Source organism: Anaerosalibacter bizertensis (assembly GCF_009696605.1).
Classification (GTDB): domain Bacteria; phylum Bacillota; class Clostridia; order Tissierellales; family Sporanaerobacteraceae; genus Anaerosalibacter; species Anaerosalibacter bizertensis.
This window is the reverse complement of record NZ_VULR01000008.1, coordinates 26,637-48,002: the sequence shown is the minus strand read 5'-3', so window position 1 is coordinate 48,002 and position 21,366 is coordinate 26,637. Positions and strand designations below refer to the sequence as shown.

The following is a 21,366-nucleotide window of genomic DNA, read 5'->3' as shown; positions in this document are numbered from 1 at the left end:
AAGTCCCTCTTTACTTTATTTATTAGAATATTAAGAAACTTATTACTATTCTTTCATTGGTTTATTAATTAATGCATTTCCTATGCCAAACTTTTTTAAAAAATCTATACAAATGATTATACAATATAAGTCCTATACTTTGCCACTTATAGGTGAAATTTTATAAAAATTATTATAATAATCTCTATACATAGCAAATGGGCAGAAAGGTAAAAATTTCTATACCTTTCAACCCATTTGCAAGTATCTTAATGCACGTATTCCATATTCTGTTATAACAGTTCCGCTTCTACCTTTAAATATTTCTACCATCGAAAATTTTTCAAGATTTACTAGCATACTCCTTATTTCCTGTTCACTGATAAAAATATTTTTTTCCTTTGCTATTTGATGAAGGCTCCTTCTTCCCAATCTTCTATTATCAATGTATCCTTTTTCTAATTCTTCTAATAGAAAAATATATTTTTTTATATTAGTTCCAGCCATTTCTAAAAAGTTCACCATTAGCTCTTTTTCATACTTATCTTCAAAACCATTGTCTATACTTTCTTCATGGTCAAAAGGGAAGTTTTTAGTATCTATTTCTTTTAAATCTAGATTTATAAAATACTCAACATAATTCCGAAGCTCCCTTACATTCCCATTCCAACTATGGTTTAACAATGATTTTTTTGCATTTTCTGTTAATATAAAATCACTTTTAAATTCTTTTTTAAATTCTTCTATAAGAAATAATATATCTTCTTTTCTAGCTCTTAAAGGTGGTATTCTTAAGGGCAGTACATTCAATCTATAGTACAGGTCTTCTCTAAATTCCCCTGTCCTAACCATGTTTTTTATATCATTATTAGTGGCCGCTATTATTCTAACATCTACATCTATCATTCTATTTCCACCTATTCTTATTATCTCTCTTTCTTCTAAGACCCTTAGAAGTTTGACTTGTAGATCCATAGACATTTCAGTGATTTCATCTAAAAATAAGGTGCCGTTATGGGCTAATTCAAAAAGTCCTGATTTCCCACCCTTTTTTGCACCAGTAAAAGCCCCTTCTTCATATCCAAACAATTCACTTTCTAAAAGGTTTTCTGGAATAGCACCGCAATTAACAGCTACAAATTGATAGTTCTTCCTTGGAGAGTTATTGTGAATAGCCTGAGCAAATAGCTCTTTTCCAGTTCCAGTTTCTCCTGTAATTAATATTGAGGAATTAGACTTGGCCATTCTTTTGGCTATCTTCTTACATTTTGTAAGGGCGGCACTTTCACCAATTATATCATCAAAATTATATTTTGCCTTATGCCCTTTTCCAATTAATTGCTTTCTTAATATATGCTGTTTTTTTTCAGTATCACTATACTTTCTTATTATAGAAATAGCACCATATAGGTTTTTTGAATGTATCAAAGGACTAACTGAAGCAACAACGTCATATCCATTGAGCTTAACAAGCTTTTCTTCTACTGGCTTTAAATTTTTAAGAGCATATTCAAAAGGTATTTGTGGAAACAATTCTATACCGTTTCTATTTATAATTTTATCCTCCCTAATCCCTATTACATCTTCAGCAATATCATTATAAAGAAATATATTGCCTTCAGGCTTAATACCAATAATTCCTGCATCAGTTACTTGAAGTAATATATCAAGTTGACTTTCTCTGCTATTGGTTACCTTTAAAATCTCTGCTAGACCAAAATTTACAGTTGCAACTTCTCTGTAACTTCTTGCAATATCTTGTCTGTTTAGCATAGGCATTAAATTGAATTTCATTCCGATATCAATTATTGTATTAAAATCTAATAAACTATTTCCTATATTAATTACCTCTTTTGATGTATCTGGTAAATAGTCAGATTGTCCTATGATGATTACAATTTCATCTTGAATATCTTTTTCTTCCATTGACCAATAGGACTTTAAGTTAATATGGCTTACCCCTAATTGATAAATTACTGAAATCATTTGTTCTGTCATTTCAGGACTTTCATCAATTAATATTACTTCTTCACCGTTTTCAATATTTAGTATCTTTTCTAGTCCTAATTTAGATATTGTCCTACTAGCAAATACTAGATCACATTTACTCTTTATGTACTTTTTAATTTTCCCAAACATATGGTAGGAAGGCATAAGTATTACATCTGCATATATGCCATTTTCAATTTCTGAATCATCTATGCTAATCTTTCCAACTTCAATTTTATCTCTAAATAGGCTCTTTATCTGTGCATAATAGGAATTAACTGATTCTATACTATAGCTTACTATTGCTAGTGTTTTCTTCATAAAACCACTCCTTAGCTCTATCAACTAGTATAAGTCTTATTAACTATCAAATCTTAAAATACTAATATGATATCAATAAATAATATAATCGTTTTTTGTCTAAAAGTCAAAAAATCTTCCGAATTGTCTGAAAACTGGTGGTGATTTTAATTCTTAATAAGTTTTCTATAGATAAAAACCATAAAAAATAAAAGAAGAAATGTATCACAAGAATACATTTCTTCTTTTATTTTTGGTAGCCCCAAGGAGAATCGAACTCCTGATTCTGCCGTGAGAGGGCAGCGTCTTAACCGCTTGACCATGGGGCCCTATTTGTTTTTGGCTCCGGGACTAGGACTCGAACCTAGACTATGTGATCCAGAGTCACAGGTGCTACCAATTACACAATCCCGGATCAAAAATTATTACATTAATAGTATACTCCTATTTTTTTAATATAGCAACCTAGTTTTTTGATTTTTTTTATCACATAATTTTATTTCTTTTTTATGATCTACAAATAAAAGCATGTGATAGTTTTATTCTAAAATGTTTTTATTTATATAGCTTATAGCCTTATCCATTCTTTCAACACAAGTCTCTTTTCCTAAAATAGATATGATGTCAAATAGACTTGGCCCTACTGTTCTTCCAGAGATGGCAAGCCTTGTAGGATGGATAATATCTCCACCTTTAATTCCTAACTCATCTATTAAATCCCTATAAACCTTTTCTACAGTTTCTACATCGAAACTCGGAGCATTTCTTAAAGCTTCTTTACCTTTTTCAAGTATTTCAGTTACTCCTTCTTTTTTAAATCTCTTTTTTACGCCTTTTTCTTCATATTGGTCTATGTCTTTAAAAAAGTAACTGCTAGCCTCTGGAATTTCAGTAAGCAATTTTACTTTCTCCCTTACAACATTTACTACCCTTTTTATATAATCATACCTTTCTTCAACATCATTACTCTCAATTAGCCCATCTTCAATAAGATAGGGAATAGCTTCTTTAGTTATATATTCTAAATCAGATTTTGTTAAATATTGTCCATTCATCCAACTTAGTTTCTTTATATCATATATAGCTGCTGTTTTATTTACTTTGGCTAATGAAAACTTTTCAATCGTTTCTTCTATAGAAAATAACTCTTCATTACCTCCTGGAGACCATCCTAATAAAGTCAGATAGTTTACCAATGTTTCTGGAAGATACCCATCTTCTCTAAACTCTTCAACAGATGTAGCACCATGTCTTTTACTTAATTTACTCCTATCTGGAGCTAGTATCATAGGTAAATGAGCAAACTTTGGTACTTCGTAGTCTAAGGCTTTATAAGTTAAAATTTGTTTTGGAGTATTAGATAAGTGTTCTTCTGCCCTTATTACATGGCTTATTCTCATAGCATGATCATCTATTACACAGGCAAAATTGTAAGTAGGTATACCATTAGATTTCATGATTATATAGTCATCTAATTGACCATTATCAACTACTACTTTCCCTCTAATTAAATCTTCCATTTCAGTACTTCCATCCCTAGGCATTTTAATCCTTATTACATAGGATTTCCCAGCTTTTAGGTTGCTTTCTATTTCTTCCTTTGATAAATGACTACATCTGCCTGAATATCTATATGGAAGTTTATTCTTCCTTTGTTCTTCTCTTTCTTTTTCTATATCTTCTTCAGTACAAAAACAATAATAAGCTTTTCCTTCATCTAAAAGCCTTTTTATTTCTCTTCTATACAACTCTATTCTTTCCGATTGAAAATAGGGTCCGTATTCTCCACCTATTTCTGGGCCTTCATCCCAATCCATTCCTAGCCACTTCATACTAGATAATATTTGGGATATAGAATCCTCTTTAAGTCTTTTTTGGTCTGTATCTTCTATTCTTAAGATAAACTTCCCATTGTTTTTCTTTGCAAAATAATAATTAAATAATGCTGTTCTAGCCCCTCCTACATGCAAATATCCAGTAGGACTAGGAGCAAATCTAACCCTTACTTCCTCCATAGATACATCTCCTTTCAAATAGCTATAACTATTATATCACTAATATTATATATAGTTTTAAAAAAAGCACAGAATAATCTGTGCTTAAAACATATTATTAATTCCTTTTATATATTTGTAATTATTTTCTACTGCAATAACAGTTATGCCTCCATTTTTAACTTTAAATCTATAGAAATGTTCAACATTATCAAATATCCAGCATAGTGCACATATTATAACGCCTTCATGGGTAACTACCAATGCATCTTTGTCTTCTTCAATCCTATCGTTTAAAAAATCTACTGTCCTATTATATAGGTCTAGTAAGCTTTCACCTTCAGGCATTTTATAGTTTATATAATCTTTTGTCCAATAAGCTGTTTCTTCTGGATATAATTTTTTAATCTCTTCATAGGTTTTACCTTGAAATAAGCCAAAGTTTATTTCTTTAATTCTTTCATCAAAATTTCCTTCTACTCCTAATATTTCTGCTGTTTCTACAGTTCTCTTAAGAGGACTTATATAGATATTTTCAAAGGAAAGTTTTTCTATTTGCTTTTTTGTTTCAAGTATTTGTTTTTTACCTACTTGAGATAATGATGTATCTAAACTTCCATAAACACCTTTCTTGTTCTCTCGTGTTTCACCATGTCTAACAAATATTATATCCATTTTAACGCCCCTGCAAAGGCTATAAGAGATACTATCTCCGTTGTTTCAATAGTTGCACCGTAAACATCCCCTGTAAACCCTCCAATGGTCTTATATGTCTTTAAAGTCACTAAAAATGCCCATACCATAGATACTCCCAATGGTATTAAAAACATTGGGTTTACAAGAAAAACAATTATACCATAAAGTATTCCTCCTGCTATAGCATATTTTCTTGGATTGCTACTGGCTAGCATATCTCCTAAACCCCCTGGCCTAGCAATTTTAGCAAAGGACATAAGTAATACTGCCATAAATCTAGCATTGGCACAAGAAAATGCTAAGTATAGCGGAATATTTCCCTCTATATTTGATATGAGAATATATTTAAATAGTATATCGAGTATTATGGCTACTACACCATAGGTTCCTGCTCTACTATCCTTCATTATCTCAAGTATTCTCTCCCTATCTCTAGCAGAATAAAATCCATCAAATGTATCCCCTATTCCATCTAAATGGAGTCCCCCTGTTGTTATTATGATACTTAGTACAGCTATAAATGAAGCTATATCTTTATTTATATAGGAAAAAACATAGTAGAAAAGTCCTGCAATTCCTCCTATAATCATCCCTGTAATAGGATAGAAGAAAGTGCTCTTTCTTAAGTTTTCTTCATTAAAATCTACAGCTATATTTATAGGTATTCTAGATAGAAATTGGATAGCCAGTATCAGTCCCTTAATCATTTTATTTTCACTGGCATGCCACAACATACCAAATAGACTTCATCAGATACAGAAGCTATCCTTTGATTTACTCTTCCTTGAATATCCCTAAAAACCCTTCCTATATGGCTTTCTGGTACCAATGAAGAACCTATCTCATTAGTAACCAATACAAGATTGTAATTTTTTTCTTTTACTTCAGATATAAGTTTATTTAATTCGTCCACAACTGTATCTTCTACCTTTTTTTGAAGCTCTATTGATATTCTCTCTTCATCTTTGGTTAAATCATACATTATATTTGAAGTAAGGACTGTTATACAATCCAGTAGATAATTTTCTTCTCTTCCTACCGCTTTATCTAAATTATAATTACCTTCAAAAGTTCTCCAACAACTAGGCCTAGACTTTTGATGCATCAAAACCCTATCTTCCATTTCTTTATCCATTACTTTAGATGTAGCTATATATACTACATCTCTTTTATTTTCATATTGTTTTTCAGCAAAGGAGCTTTTTCCGCTCCTTGCTCCACCTGTCACAAGTATAATCATTTTATCACCTAATGTCTATTAATTTATCTCTATCAAGAGTTGATTGTTCAAAAGTAGCTAAATTGTCCATAATATAAAGAGCTGAATCTATAACTTGAAATGCTAATGGGCAACCTGAGCCTTCCCCAAGTCTCATTTCAAGATTTAGCATTGGTTTAAGGCCTATTTCTTCCATCATATACATAGCCCCTGGCTCTTTTGAAAGATGGGATGGGAACAAATAGTCTTTTACTAGTGGATTAAACATAACTGCACATAATGCTGCTGCTGAAGAAATAAATCCATCTATAACTATTGGTTTTCTATTTTTTGCTGCTGAAAGGAAACATCCGCACATTCCAGCTATATCAAAGCCACCTACCTTTGATATAACATCTAAAGGATCATTTTTATCAGGTTTATTTATTTCTATAGCTTTTTTAACAGTATTTTTCTTTTCTTCATATTGTTCATCTGTAAGACCAGACCCTTTACCGCAACTTATATCTGGACTTAGTCCTGAAAACACACTTAACACTGCTGCACTAGTAGTAGTATTTCCTATGCCCATTTCTCCTGTTCCTAATATATCATATCCTTCACTATAAAGTTTATCTGCTACTTCTATTCCTACTTCTATAGCTTTTATAGCCTCTTCACGGGTCATACTTGGTCCCTTTGCCATATTTTTAGTTCCATAGGCTACCTTCTTATTAAGAACTTTAGGATTATCTATATCTGTATTTACACCAATATCTACAGTAGTTACATCTGAGTTTGTAAACTCTGAAAGAACAGATACTCCTGTATAACCTTTTGTAAGATTTTCAGTAAGTATTTTTGTAAACCATTGAGGACAAGCACTTACACCTTCTTCTACTACCCCGTTGTCAGCACACATAACTACTGTACTTCTTTTTTCCATTTTATTATGTACTTTTCCTGTTATTCCTGCCATTTTTATAGCTATCTCTTCTAAAATGCCTAAACTTCCTATAGGTTTTGTTAAATTGTCCATTCTTTCTTTGGCTTTCTTTTTTGCCTCTTCATCTACTGGCTTTATAGCCTCTAGCGTTTCTTTCAACAGCTTCATGGAAAATCCCTTCCTTTTTTTGTATTTAAAAATAAAAAAACTACCTATGGAGGTAGAATTGAATAAAATGTATAAAACTTCCCTCCGAAGTTTTACCATTTGTTAAGGTAATCTGGCTTACGGTTTGTTACCGTTTACAGTAGCGGGGGCTGCAGTGGATTTTCACCACTTTCCCTTATTTTTTATAAATTAATTATATATCTTATTTTTTTTTCAGTCAAATAATTTGTTTACATCTAATTTGGAGAAAATTTTTGATATAATATACTATAAACAAAAATTAATTTGAGGAGAATCTTATGTTTGGATATATTACTCCCTGTAAAATGGAATTAAAAATAAAGGATTATGAAAAGATAAAAGCTTATTATTGTGGACTTTGTCGAAATATAAAATATGATTTTGGCAATCTTCCTAGAATTACATTGAATTATGATACAACCTTTTTAGCTATCTTTTTAGACGCTTTTAGTAAAGATAAAGAAAAATATATTAAAAAAAACTGTATACTTCATCCTGTAAAGAAAAGAGTATTTTTAATAGATAACGAACCTTTAAAATATGCTTCTACTTTAAATATTATTTTAGCTTATCACAAGGTTTTAGATGATGTAACAGATGATAATACTTTGAAAAGTAAAATTTTCTCATCTATACTTAAACCTTATTTAAATAAGATACCTAATAATTTTCAAAATACTGAAGAAAATATAGTAGAAAAATTAGATAAACTTTATTATCTTGAAAAAAATAAAAATATAAATAGTTTAGATGAGTTAAGCCACCCTTTTGGAGAACTAACTGCTTATACTATAATGGCCTACCTAAATAATAAAGAATATGAAGATGCTTTATACCATTTAGGATATAATTTAGGAAAGTGGATCTATATAATAGATGCCTTCGATGATTTAGAAAAGGATTTAAAACGTAATGAATTCAATGGAATCGATTTAATTCTAAACAAGGACAATATGCCCTATGATGATTTTGTAGTAAGTATAGAAAATAGATTAAACTTCATCCTAACTTCCTATGCTAGGGAATGTAGTATAGCTTTGGAGTCATTACCTATAGTAAAAAATAAAGATATACTATTTAATATTTTTAATTTTGGTCTTTTAGAAAAAATGGACAAAGTATTTGAAACTAAGAGGAGGAAAACAAATGAAAAATCCTTATGAAGTATTAGGCATAAATAAAAATGCCTCAGAAGCAGAAATAAAAAAAGCTTATAAAGAGCTTGTTAAAAAATATCATCCTGATAAGTATATAGACAATCCTTTAAAAGAATTAGCAGAAGAAAAGCTAAAAGAAATAAACGAGGCCTATAATTTCCTTATGAATAATAAAAATAGTTATTCAGACAAAGATCTCTTGCATTCTATAAGGATAGATATTCAAAATGGAAATTTAGGTGAAGCTGAAAGAAAATTAAATATGATAAACAGAAAAACAGCAGAATGGTACTTTTTAATGGGAATGGTAAATAAAAGTAGAGGATGGTATGATGCAGCTTATAGCAATTTAGAAACAGCTTGCAATATGGAGCCTGGAAATAGGGAATATAATAGAGCCTTCAATTCTTTATTTAGACAAAACGATCATTATAGAGAACCATATAGGAAAGAAAGCGATCATAATATATGTAATATTTGTGCAACCCTCTATTGTTTAGATTGTCTTTGTGAATGTATGGGAGGAGATTTCATATCATGTATTTAAATAATAAAAGTAAAGCTGTAGCTTATGGGGGACTTCTTACAGCACTATCTGTAATATTTATTTATTTAAGTACTATTGTACCTTATAATAAATTGTTATTCCTCTTTTTTTCTACATTGATTATTCCTATTGGACTAATACTTACTAATGTTAAAAATAGTTTATATATATATATTGCTTCTTCTGTTTTATCATTATTACTACTAGGGATGAGAGGAAATGTTCTATCTTATATCTTATTTTTTGGTCCCTATGGCATAATAAAGAATTTTATAGAGAAAATTGATAATTTATTTATAGAGATTATTTTAAAACTTATATATTTTAATATTGCAGCTTTTGTACTTTATAAATTATATGGATTATTTATTGCAAATCCTATAAATGGAAATATATCTATTAAAAAGCTAATAATATTCATTCAGCCTGTTTTTTTATTATTCGATTATTTCCTAACCTTATATATACATAAATTAAAAAAATATAGGATATAGACTATATCCTATATTTTTTATCATACATTATATTATTCCAATTCCTGCTAAAAATACTATAGCTATAAGAATAGGCGAAACAAATCTTACTAAAAAGTAAAAAGCATTTATATAGCCCACTCTAACAGTCCCATTATTGGTCAATTGATTCTCTAAGTTATTCTTATTAAACTTCCATCCTACAAATATACAAGTTATTAAAGCTGCAATGGTTAAGAAATAATTAGCTGTTAAATAATCTAAAAAGTCAAATAAATTTCGACCAAAGAACACTTCTCCAGACAATGGTCCATTGGAAAGAGAAGCAAAGATTCCTAATATAGTTATTAGAGTGATAGATATAATTGTAGCACTTCGCCTCTTCATTTTAAAACTTTCTATTACATAAGCAACTACTACTTCTAGTAAAGATATAGTACTTGTAAGAGCTGCCAATGCTAATAATACAAAGAACATTATAGAAAATATATAGCCTCCTGGCATCTTAGCAAAAACGTTTGGAAGTGTTATAAATACTAATCCTGGTCCACTATTGGGAGCAATACCAAAAGCGAATACTGCTGGAAATATAGCTATTCCTACTAATAATGCTATTATAGTATCAGCTATAGCTATATTTAAAGCTGTTTTTCCTAGTTTTTCTCCTTTTCCTATATAAGAACCATAAGTGATCATTATTCCCATACCTAAACTCAATGAAAAGAAAGAATGCCCCAATGCATCTAATATACTACTTCCAGTAATTTTAGAAAAATCTGGTTTGAAAAGAAAATCTAATCCTTCTTTTCCTCCTGGTAAAGTAATAGCTCTAATATCCAATATAATAATTATTACTAATAACAATGGTACTAATATCTTTGAAAATCTTTCTATCCCTTTTTCTATTCCTGTTGCAACTACAGCTCCTGTTATCAACATAAATATTATCTGCCAAATTATAGGTCTTATTGGATTGGTTATAAAATCTGTAAACATTGTCTCAATTTCAGATGCACTACTACCTGCAAATTGATTTCCAAAAGATTTAACTATATATTCTAAGGACCATCCTGCTATAACTCCATAGAAAGAAAGTATCATAAATGCAGCTAAAACCCCTAATACTCCACTAATATACCATTTTCCATTAGGAGAAAGTTCTTTAAAAGAACCAATTGCATCTTTTTTTCCTTCCCTACCTACTGTAAACTCAGCTAACATAACTGGAATACCTATTAGTACGACACAAATTAAATAAACTAAAATAAATGCTCCTCCACCATTCATTCCTGTAATATAAGGAAACCTCCAAATATTACCTAACCCTACTGCTGAGCCTATAGCCGCAGCTAAAAGACCAAAACTGGTTTTAAAACTCTCTCTTTCATCCCCTTCTGTTTTAACCTTGTTTGAGTTTTGATTCATTTTCCTACCTCCCTTGATAAAAGTTACATTTTTTTAATATTCTCTTTATAAGAGCATAGTATGAAATTTAATAAAAGTCAAGAAATTTTCTGAATTGTCTAAATATTAACGAAATAACGAAATATTTTTTAGTCACCTTTTTTTCTTTTTATAAATATAATGTATTAGTATGTATTAGAAGGAGGGATTTTTTTGCTGTCTAAGGAAGAATATACTAAACTTTCTTTAGAATATAATTTGTTTTTTGCAAGAATAATGAAAGAACATCTTATATTTATTGAAGCTTCACTACCAATAAAAAATAGTAAATTAATATTAGATGTTGATGATCTTAAGAAGGATTTTGAAAGCTTTTTATTAGAAATTTCCTACTTAAGTAATAGAAGAGTAAGTGAAAAGGTTATTTCTTCAAACCAATTAGTAACTCCATATACAATGAATGCTGAAATGCTTACAGAATTTTATACTGGAATATGTATAGATACAAAAATTACAGAAGTAGAAATGAATTTAGAACCTATGTGCAATGCTGGTTATTCACCAGATCTTTATAAAAAAATCTATAATCTAAATATAGAAGCTATAAAGCTAGTTGAAAAATTAATTGATATGAAACAAAAATTATTAAAAGATACTTTAAATTGTAATATTTTTATAACACTTTATCCACTTCTTTTAGAGCATACTTTTGAAGAAGCAAAGGTATATCTAAATATACTTATGAAGTTACAAAATTTAGATGAAAGTGTATTAAATGACAATATACTAAATAAAGAAGTTTTCTGGAATGAAATAATGGAAGAACATTCAATGTTCATAAGAGGATTTCTCGATCCTACTGAAGGAAATTTAATAAATATAGCTAATGAATTTGCTGGATTGTTTGAAGAGCTTATTGAAAAAGCTAAAGAAGCTCTGGAAGGCAATTATTCTCCAGAAGAAGTTACTAAAGAAAGTATAGAAGCTACTGAACAAATAAAAGAATTCAAAACTGAAGCTACAGAAGGCATATTAAATTGCAATATTCGCTCTATAATCATACCTCTTTTAGCTGATCATGTGCTTAGAGAAGCTAATTATTATCTAACAATATTAAAAAGCTCAAACTAAATTAGTTTGAGCTTTTTAAATAATATATTTTGGCGGAGAGAGAGGGATTCGAACCCTCGGTACAGTAAACTGTACAATGGTTTTCGAGACCACCACCTTCAACCTCTCGGTCATCTCTCCAAACTATTTTTGTCTTAACTTTTTAAAAAAAGTTTTTAAAATTTCTCTGCATTCCGTATCTAATACTCCAAATTTTGTATCTACACTATGATTAAAATTATTATTATGGAGTAGATCCACTACAGTACCACAACAACCCATTTTATAGTCTTTAGTTCCAATAACTAATCTGTCTATTCTAGAATTTAAAATAGCTCCTGCACACATAGGACAAGGCTCTAAAGTTACATACATAGTACAATCTAAAAGCCTCCATCCACCTAAGTATTCACTTGCTTTCTTTATTGCAATTATTTCTGCATGAGCTGTAGGATCTTTTGTTGTTTCTCTCATATTATAGCCTGTAGCTATAACTTTGCCATTATGAACAACAATAGCTCCTACTGGAACCTCTAGAATATTAAAAGCTTTTTCAGCCTCTTTAAAAGCTAATTTCATATACATTTCATCCATATTTTTCACCCATATTTTTAACTATAAAAAATGGTGCACCCGAGAGGAGTCGAACCCCCGACACACGCCTTAGGAGGGCGCTGCTCTATCCAACTGAGCTACGGATGCACACTAGGTACCTATATATTTTACACTATTTTTATTTAAAAGTCAAAATTGATTAATTATATTTTAAAAAAATTTATTCCAATATATTTAAAAAAGCCTTTTAAATTTCTAAAAGTTTTTGTAATAAAATTAGCTTCTTTCACATTTTTACCTAATATTAATTCCACTTCTTTTAGCACCTTTTCACTATTTTCACTGTATAAAATTGTTTTTCCTATAGTATCTCCTTTTTTAAGAGGAAGTTGGATGTCATTGTCTATAACTATTTTTTGTAATATATTATCATTATTTTTTTCTAAAAGACGGATATTTTCTTTGGGAAATACTTCTACCTCTAATCTGTTTGCATTGGGAATATGTATAATATCTACTGGAATGTTTTTAGAAAGCACTTCCCTTTTTTTATAATTTGAAATTCCATATTCTAACAAATATTTACTTATATTTTTTCTACTTTCTTCACTTTTAGTTCCCATAACTATGCCAATAAGCCTAAAGTCTTCAGATTTAGCTTGTCCTTTTACTTTTGTGGTAAAAACTAAACAGTATCCAGCTTCACCTGTAAATCCTGTTTTTAACCCATCTACTCCATTCATTTCTTTTAATAGTGGGTTTGTATTTTCATTTACAAACTCTTCATCCCTTATTCCATCTTCTATGTCTATTTTATCTTTTTTAGTTATTTCAAGTATTTCTGGATATTCTTTTATTATGTATCTTGATAGCTTAAATATGTCTCTAACAGTCATAGTATTTTGTCCATTTTTTTCTGGAAGTCCATTAGGATTCAGATACCTTGTATGTTCTAGTCCAATTTCTTCAGCTTTTTGATTCATTTTATTAACAAAACTTGGCACATCTCCTGATATATGTTTAGCTAGTGCTACACAGGAATCATTGGCAGAAACTATTAAAGTACTCTCAAGTAAAGTTTCTACAGAAAATTTTTCCCCTTCCTTAAGCTCAAAAGTTGAACCATTAACTTCCTCAACTTCTTTATCTATGGTTATAATATCATCCATAGATATATTACCATTTCTTATTTCATCCATTACTATAGTATAGGTCATAAGTTTTGTAATACTGGCTATTGCTAGAGGAGTATCTATATTGTACTCTTCTACTATCCTACCATCTTCAAAATCCCCTAATAGATAAGCAGAAACCCCATCTTCAATTCCTATTTTTCCAGCAAAAGCTATAGAATTAGTGAATAAAACTAAAATTAGAACAAGAAATAATTGTCTCTTAAATATATTTTTCATAATATCACCTTATATCTTTTTATATAGTATCTTTATTATTTAACTACAGATAAAGCTATTTATTATAAAGCCATTTATTAGCTCTCTTCTCAAAACTAACACCTGTGACTTCTTCACAAATTTTAATAAAATCCTCTGTTTTAGCATTGAAAAACCTATGTTTATGATAATACTTATTTAGTATATCATATAGAATTTCTTTTCCAAAGTCTTTTTTTATTTCATCTAAAAACATAGCCCCTCTATAATACACTAAAGCACCATAATCATTCCAATCATTAAAATCTTCCAAGGATTTAACTACTGTTTTTTCAAAATTATATGATTCTGCTATATAATCATAATAACCTTTCATTTCTTCATACTCTTCTTTTCCTATCTTTTCACCATATATTTCATCAGAATATATAATTTCAGAATAAGTTGCTAATGATTCATCTAGCCAAGCTTCCTCTATTTGATCATTTCCTACTATTCCATACCACCATTGATGAGCTGTTTCATGAACTATTACCTTTTCTAAAAAATCTTTTTCAAATTCATCATAATATTCTTTTCCTATAAAAACCAATCCTGGATACTCCATTCCCCCACTAAAATCTGTAGCTACTACAGAATAATATCCATAAGGGTATTTCCCAAATAATCTGTTAAATAGTTTAATAGAATTCTCTGAAACATCTCCTACAAATCCTTTAATATCCGAATCATTTTCTAAAAAATAATTTTTTATTCTTACCCCTTCAACCTCTTTTTCTTCTACTATAAAATTCTCACTGGCAACCCAAGCAAAATCCCTTATAAGTTTACCTTCTATATTATATATTTTCTTATCTTTTTTTACTTTTTCATCTAATATATTTCCACTAGAAGCTACTATCATGTCTTTAGGTACTATAATTTTCACTTCATAATTATTTATATCGCTATAGAAAGGATCTCCAATATTATAATAAGGATCTGTGTTCCATCCTTCTTCATCATATACTGATACTATAGGATACCAGTTACCAAAATTAAATGTATTTTCTCCATATCCAAATCTCTCTTCTGCAGGAGGAAGTTTAGCTTCATACTCTAAATATATTTTTACTTTTTTTTCTGGTTTTAAAGGAGAGTTCAATTTTAATTTTAAAATAGTATCTCCACTACTTTGTATATCATAATTTACTCGTTTTTTATCTACTTTTACTTTATTTAAATCTATAAATCCTGGTTGAAATTCAGCCTTGTACTTTGTATTTAAATCATCATATAAAAAAGGAGCGGTATCTTCTGACTTAAATGCATTTGGATAGAGATGTATAAATATCTCATCTAAAATATTTCCTGTATTATTTATATAAGTAATAACTTGTTTGCCTGTATAGATCTTTTTTTCTGGATTAAATTCTACTTCTATTTTATAATTATTTACCTTATCTATTCGCAAGTCATTGTAATCATCTGTAATCAATGTAGGATGGGTTTTTGTAGATATTAAACAACCTGATAGTAATAAAGATAAAGCTAATATAGTTATTAAAAAAGTAGATCTTTTTTTATTTATGTACATATTTTCCCTCCAAAGTTCTATATTGTTATAGTATATTATGGAGTTTAGTATTTTATTAAATTTTATTTCATAAAAATAAAAATCTTAGTAGTTTATAATAAACCACTAAGATTTTCTATTACCCTATTTAGTTATCTTTTCAATTCCTCTCATATATGGTCTTAGTACTTCCGGAATAAGTATAGAACCATCTTCTTGTTGATAGTTTTCAATTAGAGCTGCAAAAGTTCTTCCTACTGCCAAACCTGAACCATTTAAAGTATGAACATATTCTAATTTTTTGTTTTCTTTTCTTCTAAATCTAATATTTGCTCTTCTAGCTTGGAAGTCTTCGAAATTACTACAGGAAGATATCTCTACATATCTATTGTAGCTAGGCATCCATACTTCTATATCATAAGTCTTAGCTGCTGAAAAACCTAAATCTCCTGTACAAAGATTTACAACCCTATAAGGAAGGCCTAATTTTTTCAATACTTCTTCTGCATCATTTGTAAGTTTTTCAAGTTCTTCATAAGAATCCTCAGGTTTTGAAAACTTAACTAACTCTACCTTATCAAACTGATGATTCCTTATAAGACCTCTTGTATCCCTTCCTGCTGACCCTGCTTCCTGTCTAAAACAAGGAGTATAAGCCGTATAGTAAGTAGGCAGTATGTCTTCATTTAATATTTCATCCCTGTGTAAATTTGTAACTGGTACTTCTGCTGTAGGTACTAAAAAGTAATCTTTACTTGGAATAGAAAAAGCATCTTCTTCAAACTTAGGTAATTGTCCAGTTCCAGTCATACTACTCCTATTTACCATAAATGGTGTTAGCATTTCTATATAGTCTTGATCTACTGTGTGAAGATCCAACATAAAGTTGATCAATGCTCTTTGAAGCAATGCTCCTTTATTCCTAAAAATACTAAATCTTGTACCTGTTATTTTAGATGCCCTTTCAAAATCAAGTATATTTAATTCTACTCCTAGATCCCAATGGGCTTTTGGTTCAAAGGAAAATTCTGTTGGTTGGCCCCATTTTCTAATTTCTACATTGTCTTCATCTGTTTCCCCTTCAGGTACACTTTCATGAGGAATATTTGGAATACCTAAAAGTAATTTCTTTAAATCTTTGTCTATTTCTTTAACTTCTCCATCTATATCCTTAATATTTGAAGATAATTCTTTCATTTCTTCTAATAATTCAGATATATCTTTACCTTCTTTTTTCATCTTTGGAATTTCTTTTGAAACTTGATTTTGTTTTGCTTTCTTTTCTTCTACTTCTACTAAAAGATTTCTTCTTTTTTCATCTAGCTCAATTACTTTATCGATATTATGATCACCGGAAAGTTTAGATATTTCTTTTTTTACCAACTCTGGGTTTTTTCTTATCATTTTAATATCTAACATTTAAATTATCCCTCCTACCTTTATTTTGGAAATAAAAAAACTCTCCATCCCATTTAGGGACGAGAGTTTACCCGCGTTGCCACCCTAGTTAGCTAAAAAGCTCACTTAATATAAATAATCTGCTCTGGGTCGGATTCAATAATTTGTCTCACCAATTTTCACCTGCCATTGGCTCTCTTTAGAGACTAAATATATCTACTATTTCCCATCATTGCAAACTATATAATTTTGTTGAACATTATATCATATGTGAATTCTAAATTCAAGTGACTTTTTCTGGATTTTTTGTTGACCTGTTATATTTTCATATCCCCTTTTTTAATATATCCCTTTTTCCTCATCCATTCTGATATTATAAAAGATATTAGACCTGGAAGAATAAAATGGAGTAAAATAATTTTTATAAACACTCCTGGTTCAGTTCCCATAGTATCTATTGTTGCAAATTGTCCTACTAATCCGCTAGTACCCATGCCAGCTCCTATCATATTTCCTTCCATTTTAAATACTGTGGTAGACAATGGTCCTAGTATTGCAGAAGCTATTATTGGTGGAATCCAAATTTTAGGATTCTTAATTATATTAGGAATTTGAAGCATAGAAGTACCTATTCCTTGTGCGATAAATCCACCAAGTCCATTTTCTCTATAAGAAGAGATGGAAAATCCTATCATCTGTGCTGCACAACCTACTGTACTAGCTCCTGCTGCAAGTCCACTAAGACCTAAGGAAATAGCTAAGGCTGCACTGCTTATTGGAAGAGTTAGAGCTATCCCCATTAGTACTGATACTAATATTCCCATAGGAATAGGTTGAAGTTCTGTAGCTAAATTTATTATATTTCCAATAAAAATCATTAAGCTATTTACTACTGGAGAAATATAATTACCTACCAGTCCTCCTACAATTATAGTTCCAAGTGGAACTATAACTATATCTACTTTAGTTTTTCCCTGAATTAATTTGGAAAACTCTGCTCCTAAAAGGGAAGCTACAAAAGCCCCTACAGGTTCTCCAACTTTTATCAATACTTCCCCACCATTAATATCAATAGTACCTGCTCCTATTGCTCCCGTAATAATAGAAGCAAATATTCCTAATGGAGAAGCCCCTATACTATATGCAACTCCAGCACCTATTGCTGGTCCCATCATATATTGAGCTATCTGTCCAAACTCAACTATAGTATTTACTTTAAAAAAGGTTCCTAGTTGTTTAATTATGAGTCCTATAATTAAAGAAGAAAATAATCCAAGTGCCATACCATTTAAAACTTTGATCAAATAATCCTTTACTCCATATTTTTTAGATTCTTTGTCCATTCCAGCCACTCCTCAATTTTGTTATTACAGTTGTCTTGTCACCTGTATATACAAAATATATCACTTTATTAATCTTTTATCAAGTAGCTTTTTTCTTCTAATTTTTCTATAATTTTTTTGAAAGTCTCTTCATCTTCTATTTCTATAGAATGTATATGAATTCCATCTGTTAAAGAAGATAGTGGCTCAGCATTGGTATTTTTTAAATTCTTTATAAATTTTTCTACATCTAATCTTGAACTAATCATAAGGGAACCCTTTATTTCTCCATAAACAGGATGTTCAACAATCACATCTAATATTTTTCCTCCCATATCTACAATAGTTTTTAATTCATCTTCAATTTCATCATAAGTTGAATGTTTACATACTATGGTTTTAATTATTCTATTTCCATCTACATCTTTTAAAATAATATATCCTTGAGGTGTAGCTATAATTTCTTCACCGCTAGCTCTCAAAATAGCAATATCTTGAACTATTACCTGTCTACTTACCCCTAATTTTTTAGCAAGTTCTGTACCACTTATAGGTTCATCTAATTTATTTAATATATTTATAATCTCTAATCTTCTTTCGTCTGAATTCATAATATCACTCCTTTACTTTTTATTAAATTATAGCATACTTTATATTATTTTTTATATAAATGTTAAAAATGTGTTGACAAGCCTTCTGTTTTGAGATAATATATAATATGTTGGGTTTTGGCATAAAATATGGCCCTATGGTCAAGCGGTTAAGACACCGCCCTTTCACGGCGGTAACCCGGGTTCGAATCCCGGTAGGGTCACCATATTAAAATTTTAAAAATATGAAAGCTAAGCTTTCTATTTTTTATATCATAATTTAAAATTTGTAATTTATAATTGCCGCAAGGCTAACATGGCCTGGTAGTTCAGTTGGTTAGAATGCCAGCCTGTCACGCTGGAGGTCGAGGGTTCGAGCCCCTTCCAGGTCGCCATATAAAAGGAGCTTAGAAAATTTTCTAAGCTCCTTTTATTTAACTTCCCATCTCAAATCTGGTCCATAAAATTTTAATGGTATAAACTTTTCAAGAATCCTTGAAAATATTCTATCTGTATATATTTCAGATATTTCCTTAGGAGTTAAATTAGTTGAAATAATTGTCTTTTTCCCACTTATAAGCCTTGTATTTACAATATTGAATATCTCTGCATTAGTAAAAGTATTTGACACTTCTGTTCCTAAATCATCTATTATGAGCAAATCTGCTTCAAATAGATAATTATAATCTTCATGATCGAACTTTTTCCCGTTTTTATTAAATCTATGATTTTCTATTATTTCCAATATAGTAAAAGCTGTTTGATAAACAACTATTTTATTCTTGTCTAGTAATGCTTTTGCAATACAATTACACATAAAAGTTTTTCCCAATCCTGTACTTCCATAAAAGAGAAGATTTTCTCCATTATTCTCATCAAAATTACTTACAAATCCTTCAGAAATACTAAGTATATTCATCATATTTTCTCTAGGAGTTAGTTTTTCACCTTCAAAGGATTTATTGGGAAAAATATTTATATCAAAGGTCTTAAAGTTTTCTTTTTTAAGGGTATTTTCAATGTTTGACATATCATAAGCTTTTCTTATAAGTGCCTGTTTAAAACAACTGCATTTTTCTCCACTTTTAAGATACCCTGTATCTTTACACCTATTACATTCATAGTTCACATCTAAATATTCTAAAGGTATATTGTTTTCTGTTAGAAGAACAGCTTTCCTCATTTTAAGTTTTTCCATTCTTTCCTTTATTCTTTCTACATTTTCTTCATAGCTTTTAGGGTTTCTTAAAATAGCCTTAGATATTAAAAATCCTGTTTTAGATATTTCTTCATCAAGCTTTTTTATTTCAGGTACTTTAAAATATACTTCATTCTGTCTTAACTTTTGTTCATATATAGCTCTATCTCTTTTTTTTTCAAATTTACTTAAAATCTCATTTAAAACTTTTTTATCCATGAGCTATTCCCCTTTAACCTTAAAATAATATGATTCTCTTTTCTTCCTTACTATTTCTTCCAATTCATCAGAAGTATAGTTAGAAGTCCTTTGCTCAAAATTATGAAATCTTGTTTTTACTGGTTGTTTTCCAGTAGCTCTAATTTGCCTTTTTGGTTGTGCTTTCTTATAATCGTATCCTTTATTATCTATATCTTTCTTTTCTTGTATCTTGTCTTTCTTTTCAATGTCGTCTAAAGTCTTTATACCTTTACTATGCCAAGAAGACAGTATTCCATCTATATAATTAATACTTGGGTTTGAAATTTTATTAGTATTTTCACAAGCTTTAAGTACCATTTCTAGAGAAAAATCATAGTTATCAAACCATTTATCTATAACCTTCATCTGACTTTCTGTAGGGATTCCTTTACCATATCCTAAATATTTCATTATTCTTTCGTATCTATAATACCTTTCATCTTTCATCTTTAATTGTTCTTGCAACGCTTCTACATTTGTTATACCTGAATCATACCAGTTCCTAATTATTCCTTCTACATAATTTACTTTTCTTATGCCTTTTTTTTCTACTGAATAGAAAAATGCTTTAACTATTATATCAGGATTCATATTATAATTATACATCCACTCTAGTATTTTCTTTTTTTCATTAGGAACTAATTGTCTTCTCATTATATAATCAATAGAGTTAAACATTTCATTTATAGTTGCTATTTTATTTGCTTCTATTAAATCTTTCTGAGAACAATTATATGAATTATTAGAGGAAACTTCTTCATTATTAGACATTGAAGAGACTGGTTTATAATTATTCTTTATATAAAGTTGTTTAAGATTTAAAAATTTAACTTCATAATCATATTCATTTCCATTTTTCTTCGGTATTTTCTCTATTATTCCTTTATTTTGCCAAAAATCCCAAGCTCTTAAAACATCTGAAAGAGGAATATTTAAATTTTTAGCAATAGTTTCGTTGTTTACCTGTATATCTATATCTTTATCATGGGCATATTTAAAGCCTAAAAGATATACCTTCACGTAAGTTCCATCTGCCATAGGCATAAAATCATTAATAAATATATTTTCTATAGGAGTATCTCCTAAATCTATCTCTGTAGTTTCCAAATTAAAACTCATTAAACTTCACCCACTT

Annotated in this window: 19 protein-coding genes, 6 tRNA genes, 1 riboswitch and 1 other annotated feature; of the genes, 6 read left to right on the top strand and 19 right to left on the bottom strand. The window is 29.5% G+C overall.

The features are described 5' to 3' along the window. Positions 1-228 precede the first annotated feature (228 nt). From FYJ27_RS06990 to cobT, 8 genes are all read right to left on the bottom strand, one after another. Entirely contained in the window at positions 229-2,289 is a 2,061-nt protein-coding gene (locus FYJ27_RS06990) for a sigma-54 interaction domain-containing protein (protein ID WP_154484139.1), read from the bottom strand. 233 nt (positions 2,290-2,522) lie between these two features. Continuing rightward, positions 2,523-2,597 (bottom strand) — tRNA-Glu (locus FYJ27_RS06985). Positions 2,598-2,608: 11 nt separating this feature from the next. Further along, positions 2,609-2,683, bottom strand: a tRNA-Gln gene (locus tag FYJ27_RS06980). A 124-nt stretch (positions 2,684-2,807) separates the two neighbouring features. Then, complete coding sequence (gene gltX / locus FYJ27_RS06975) at positions 2,808-4,283, bottom strand: glutamate--tRNA ligase (RefSeq protein ID WP_154484138.1); 1,476 nt, start codon at positions 4,281-4,283, stop codon at positions 2,808-2,810. An 84-nt stretch (positions 4,284-4,367) separates the two neighbouring features. Continuing rightward, positions 4,368-4,937, bottom strand: coding sequence for a histidine phosphatase family protein (locus FYJ27_RS06970; protein WP_154484137.1), 570 nt, complete (start codon positions 4,935-4,937; stop codon positions 4,368-4,370). Beyond that, positions 4,928-5,665, bottom strand: a complete 738-nt coding sequence (gene cobS, locus FYJ27_RS06965) for an adenosylcobinamide-GDP ribazoletransferase (protein WP_154484136.1) — start codon at positions 5,663-5,665, stop codon at positions 4,928-4,930. The genes FYJ27_RS06970 and cobS overlap by 10 nt, the downstream gene beginning before the upstream one ends. Beyond that, positions 5,662-6,198 carry a bifunctional adenosylcobinamide kinase/adenosylcobinamide-phosphate guanylyltransferase gene (gene cobU, locus FYJ27_RS06960; protein WP_154484135.1) on the bottom strand — a complete coding sequence of 179 codons (537 nt, stop codon included), beginning with the start codon at positions 6,196-6,198 and terminating at the stop codon, positions 5,662-5,664. The genes cobS and cobU overlap by 4 nt, the downstream gene beginning before the upstream one ends. Before the next feature lie 4 nt (positions 6,199-6,202). Beyond that, positions 6,203-7,270 (bottom strand): nicotinate-nucleotide--dimethylbenzimidazole phosphoribosyltransferase, encoded by a 1,068-nt coding sequence (gene cobT / locus FYJ27_RS06955; protein WP_154484134.1) that lies wholly within the window; start codon positions 7,268-7,270, stop codon positions 6,203-6,205. A gap of 85 nt (positions 7,271-7,355) precedes the next feature. Then, a riboswitch (cobalamin riboswitch) is annotated at positions 7,356-7,477 on the bottom strand. A 92-nt stretch (positions 7,478-7,569) separates the two neighbouring features. On the opposite strand from cobT, the gene FYJ27_RS06950 reads away from it, so the two are divergent. From FYJ27_RS06950 to FYJ27_RS06940, 3 genes are read left to right on the top strand one after another with little or no spacing between them, the layout of a single operon-like run. Further along, positions 7,570-8,454, top strand: coding sequence for a DUF5685 family protein (locus FYJ27_RS06950; RefSeq protein WP_154484133.1), 885 nt, complete (start codon positions 7,570-7,572; stop codon positions 8,452-8,454). Next, positions 8,438-8,995 carry a J domain-containing protein gene (locus FYJ27_RS06945; RefSeq protein WP_154484132.1) on the top strand — a complete coding sequence of 186 codons (558 nt, stop codon included), beginning with the start codon at positions 8,438-8,440 and terminating at the stop codon, positions 8,993-8,995. Before FYJ27_RS06950 ends, FYJ27_RS06945 begins: the two co-directional genes overlap by 17 nt. Beyond that, the gene (locus FYJ27_RS06940; protein ID WP_154484131.1) at positions 8,986-9,489 is read left to right on the top strand and encodes a hypothetical protein; all 504 of its coding nucleotides are present in this window, start codon (positions 8,986-8,988) and stop codon (positions 9,487-9,489) included. The genes FYJ27_RS06945 and FYJ27_RS06940 overlap by 10 nt, the downstream gene beginning before the upstream one ends. Before the next feature lie 27 nt (positions 9,490-9,516). On the opposite strand, the gene FYJ27_RS06935 is transcribed toward FYJ27_RS06940, so the two are convergent. Beyond that, positions 9,517-10,893, bottom strand: coding sequence for a sodium-dependent transporter (locus FYJ27_RS06935; RefSeq protein WP_154484130.1), 1,377 nt, complete (start codon positions 10,891-10,893; stop codon positions 9,517-9,519). 192 nt (positions 10,894-11,085) lie between these two features. Here FYJ27_RS06935 and FYJ27_RS06930 point away from each other — a divergent pair, with 192 nt between their 5' ends. Continuing rightward, positions 11,086-12,003 (top strand): DUF2935 domain-containing protein, encoded by a 918-nt coding sequence (locus FYJ27_RS06930; RefSeq protein WP_154484129.1) that lies wholly within the window; start codon positions 11,086-11,088, stop codon positions 12,001-12,003. 30 nt (positions 12,004-12,033) lie between these two features. On the opposite strand, the gene FYJ27_RS06925 is transcribed toward FYJ27_RS06930, so the two are convergent. From FYJ27_RS06925 to FYJ27_RS06890, 8 genes are all read right to left on the bottom strand, one after another. Beyond that, positions 12,034-12,123 (bottom strand) — tRNA-Ser (locus FYJ27_RS06925). A gap of 3 nt (positions 12,124-12,126) precedes the next feature. After that, entirely contained in the window at positions 12,127-12,576 is a 450-nt protein-coding gene (tadA, locus tag FYJ27_RS06920) for a tRNA adenosine(34) deaminase TadA (protein ID WP_154484128.1), read from the bottom strand. Positions 12,577-12,607: 31 nt separating this feature from the next. Continuing rightward, positions 12,608-12,684 (bottom strand) — tRNA-Arg (locus FYJ27_RS06915). A 56-nt stretch (positions 12,685-12,740) separates the two neighbouring features. After that, complete coding sequence (locus FYJ27_RS06910) at positions 12,741-13,949, bottom strand: D-alanyl-D-alanine carboxypeptidase family protein (RefSeq protein ID WP_154484127.1); 1,209 nt, start codon at positions 13,947-13,949, stop codon at positions 12,741-12,743. A gap of 55 nt (positions 13,950-14,004) precedes the next feature. Further along, positions 14,005-15,504 (bottom strand): M1 family metallopeptidase, encoded by a 1,500-nt coding sequence (locus FYJ27_RS06905; RefSeq protein ID WP_154484126.1) that lies wholly within the window; start codon positions 15,502-15,504, stop codon positions 14,005-14,007. Between the two features lie 123 nt (positions 15,505-15,627). Next, the gene (gene serS, locus FYJ27_RS06900; protein ID WP_154484125.1) at positions 15,628-16,902 is read right to left on the bottom strand and encodes a serine--tRNA ligase; all 1,275 of its coding nucleotides are present in this window, start codon (positions 16,900-16,902) and stop codon (positions 15,628-15,630) included. Between the two features lie 52 nt (positions 16,903-16,954). Next, positions 16,955-17,123, bottom strand: a binding site (T-box leader). A 75-nt stretch (positions 17,124-17,198) separates the two neighbouring features. Continuing rightward, positions 17,199-18,224 carry a PTS transporter subunit IIC gene (locus FYJ27_RS06895; protein ID WP_154484124.1) on the bottom strand — a complete coding sequence of 342 codons (1,026 nt, stop codon included), beginning with the start codon at positions 18,222-18,224 and terminating at the stop codon, positions 17,199-17,201. A 68-nt stretch (positions 18,225-18,292) separates the two neighbouring features. Next, a complete protein-coding gene (locus FYJ27_RS06890) occupies positions 18,293-18,814 on the bottom strand; it encodes a transcription repressor NadR (protein ID WP_154484123.1) in 522 nt (173 codons plus the stop codon). A 131-nt stretch (positions 18,815-18,945) separates the two neighbouring features. Between FYJ27_RS06890 and FYJ27_RS06885 the strand changes: the two genes are divergently transcribed. Both FYJ27_RS06885 and FYJ27_RS06880 read left to right on the top strand, forming a co-directional pair. Next, a tRNA-Glu gene (locus tag FYJ27_RS06885) sits at positions 18,946-19,020 on the top strand. 91 nt (positions 19,021-19,111) lie between these two features. After that, positions 19,112-19,188: transfer RNA gene (locus tag FYJ27_RS06880), tRNA-Asp, on the top strand. Positions 19,189-19,223: 35 nt separating this feature from the next. Here FYJ27_RS06880 and FYJ27_RS06875 read toward each other — a convergent pair. Together FYJ27_RS06875 and FYJ27_RS06870 are read right to left on the bottom strand one after the other, a co-directional pair. Continuing rightward, the gene (locus tag FYJ27_RS06875) at positions 19,224-20,210 is read right to left on the bottom strand and encodes an ATP-binding protein (RefSeq protein ID WP_154484122.1); all 987 of its coding nucleotides are present in this window, start codon (positions 20,208-20,210) and stop codon (positions 19,224-19,226) included. A 3-nt stretch (positions 20,211-20,213) separates the two neighbouring features. Next, positions 20,214-21,350: a DnaD domain protein gene (locus tag FYJ27_RS06870; protein WP_154484121.1), complete on the bottom strand. Its 1,137-nt coding sequence runs from the start codon at positions 21,348-21,350 to the stop codon at positions 20,214-20,216. Positions 21,351-21,366: the final 16 nt, after the last annotated feature.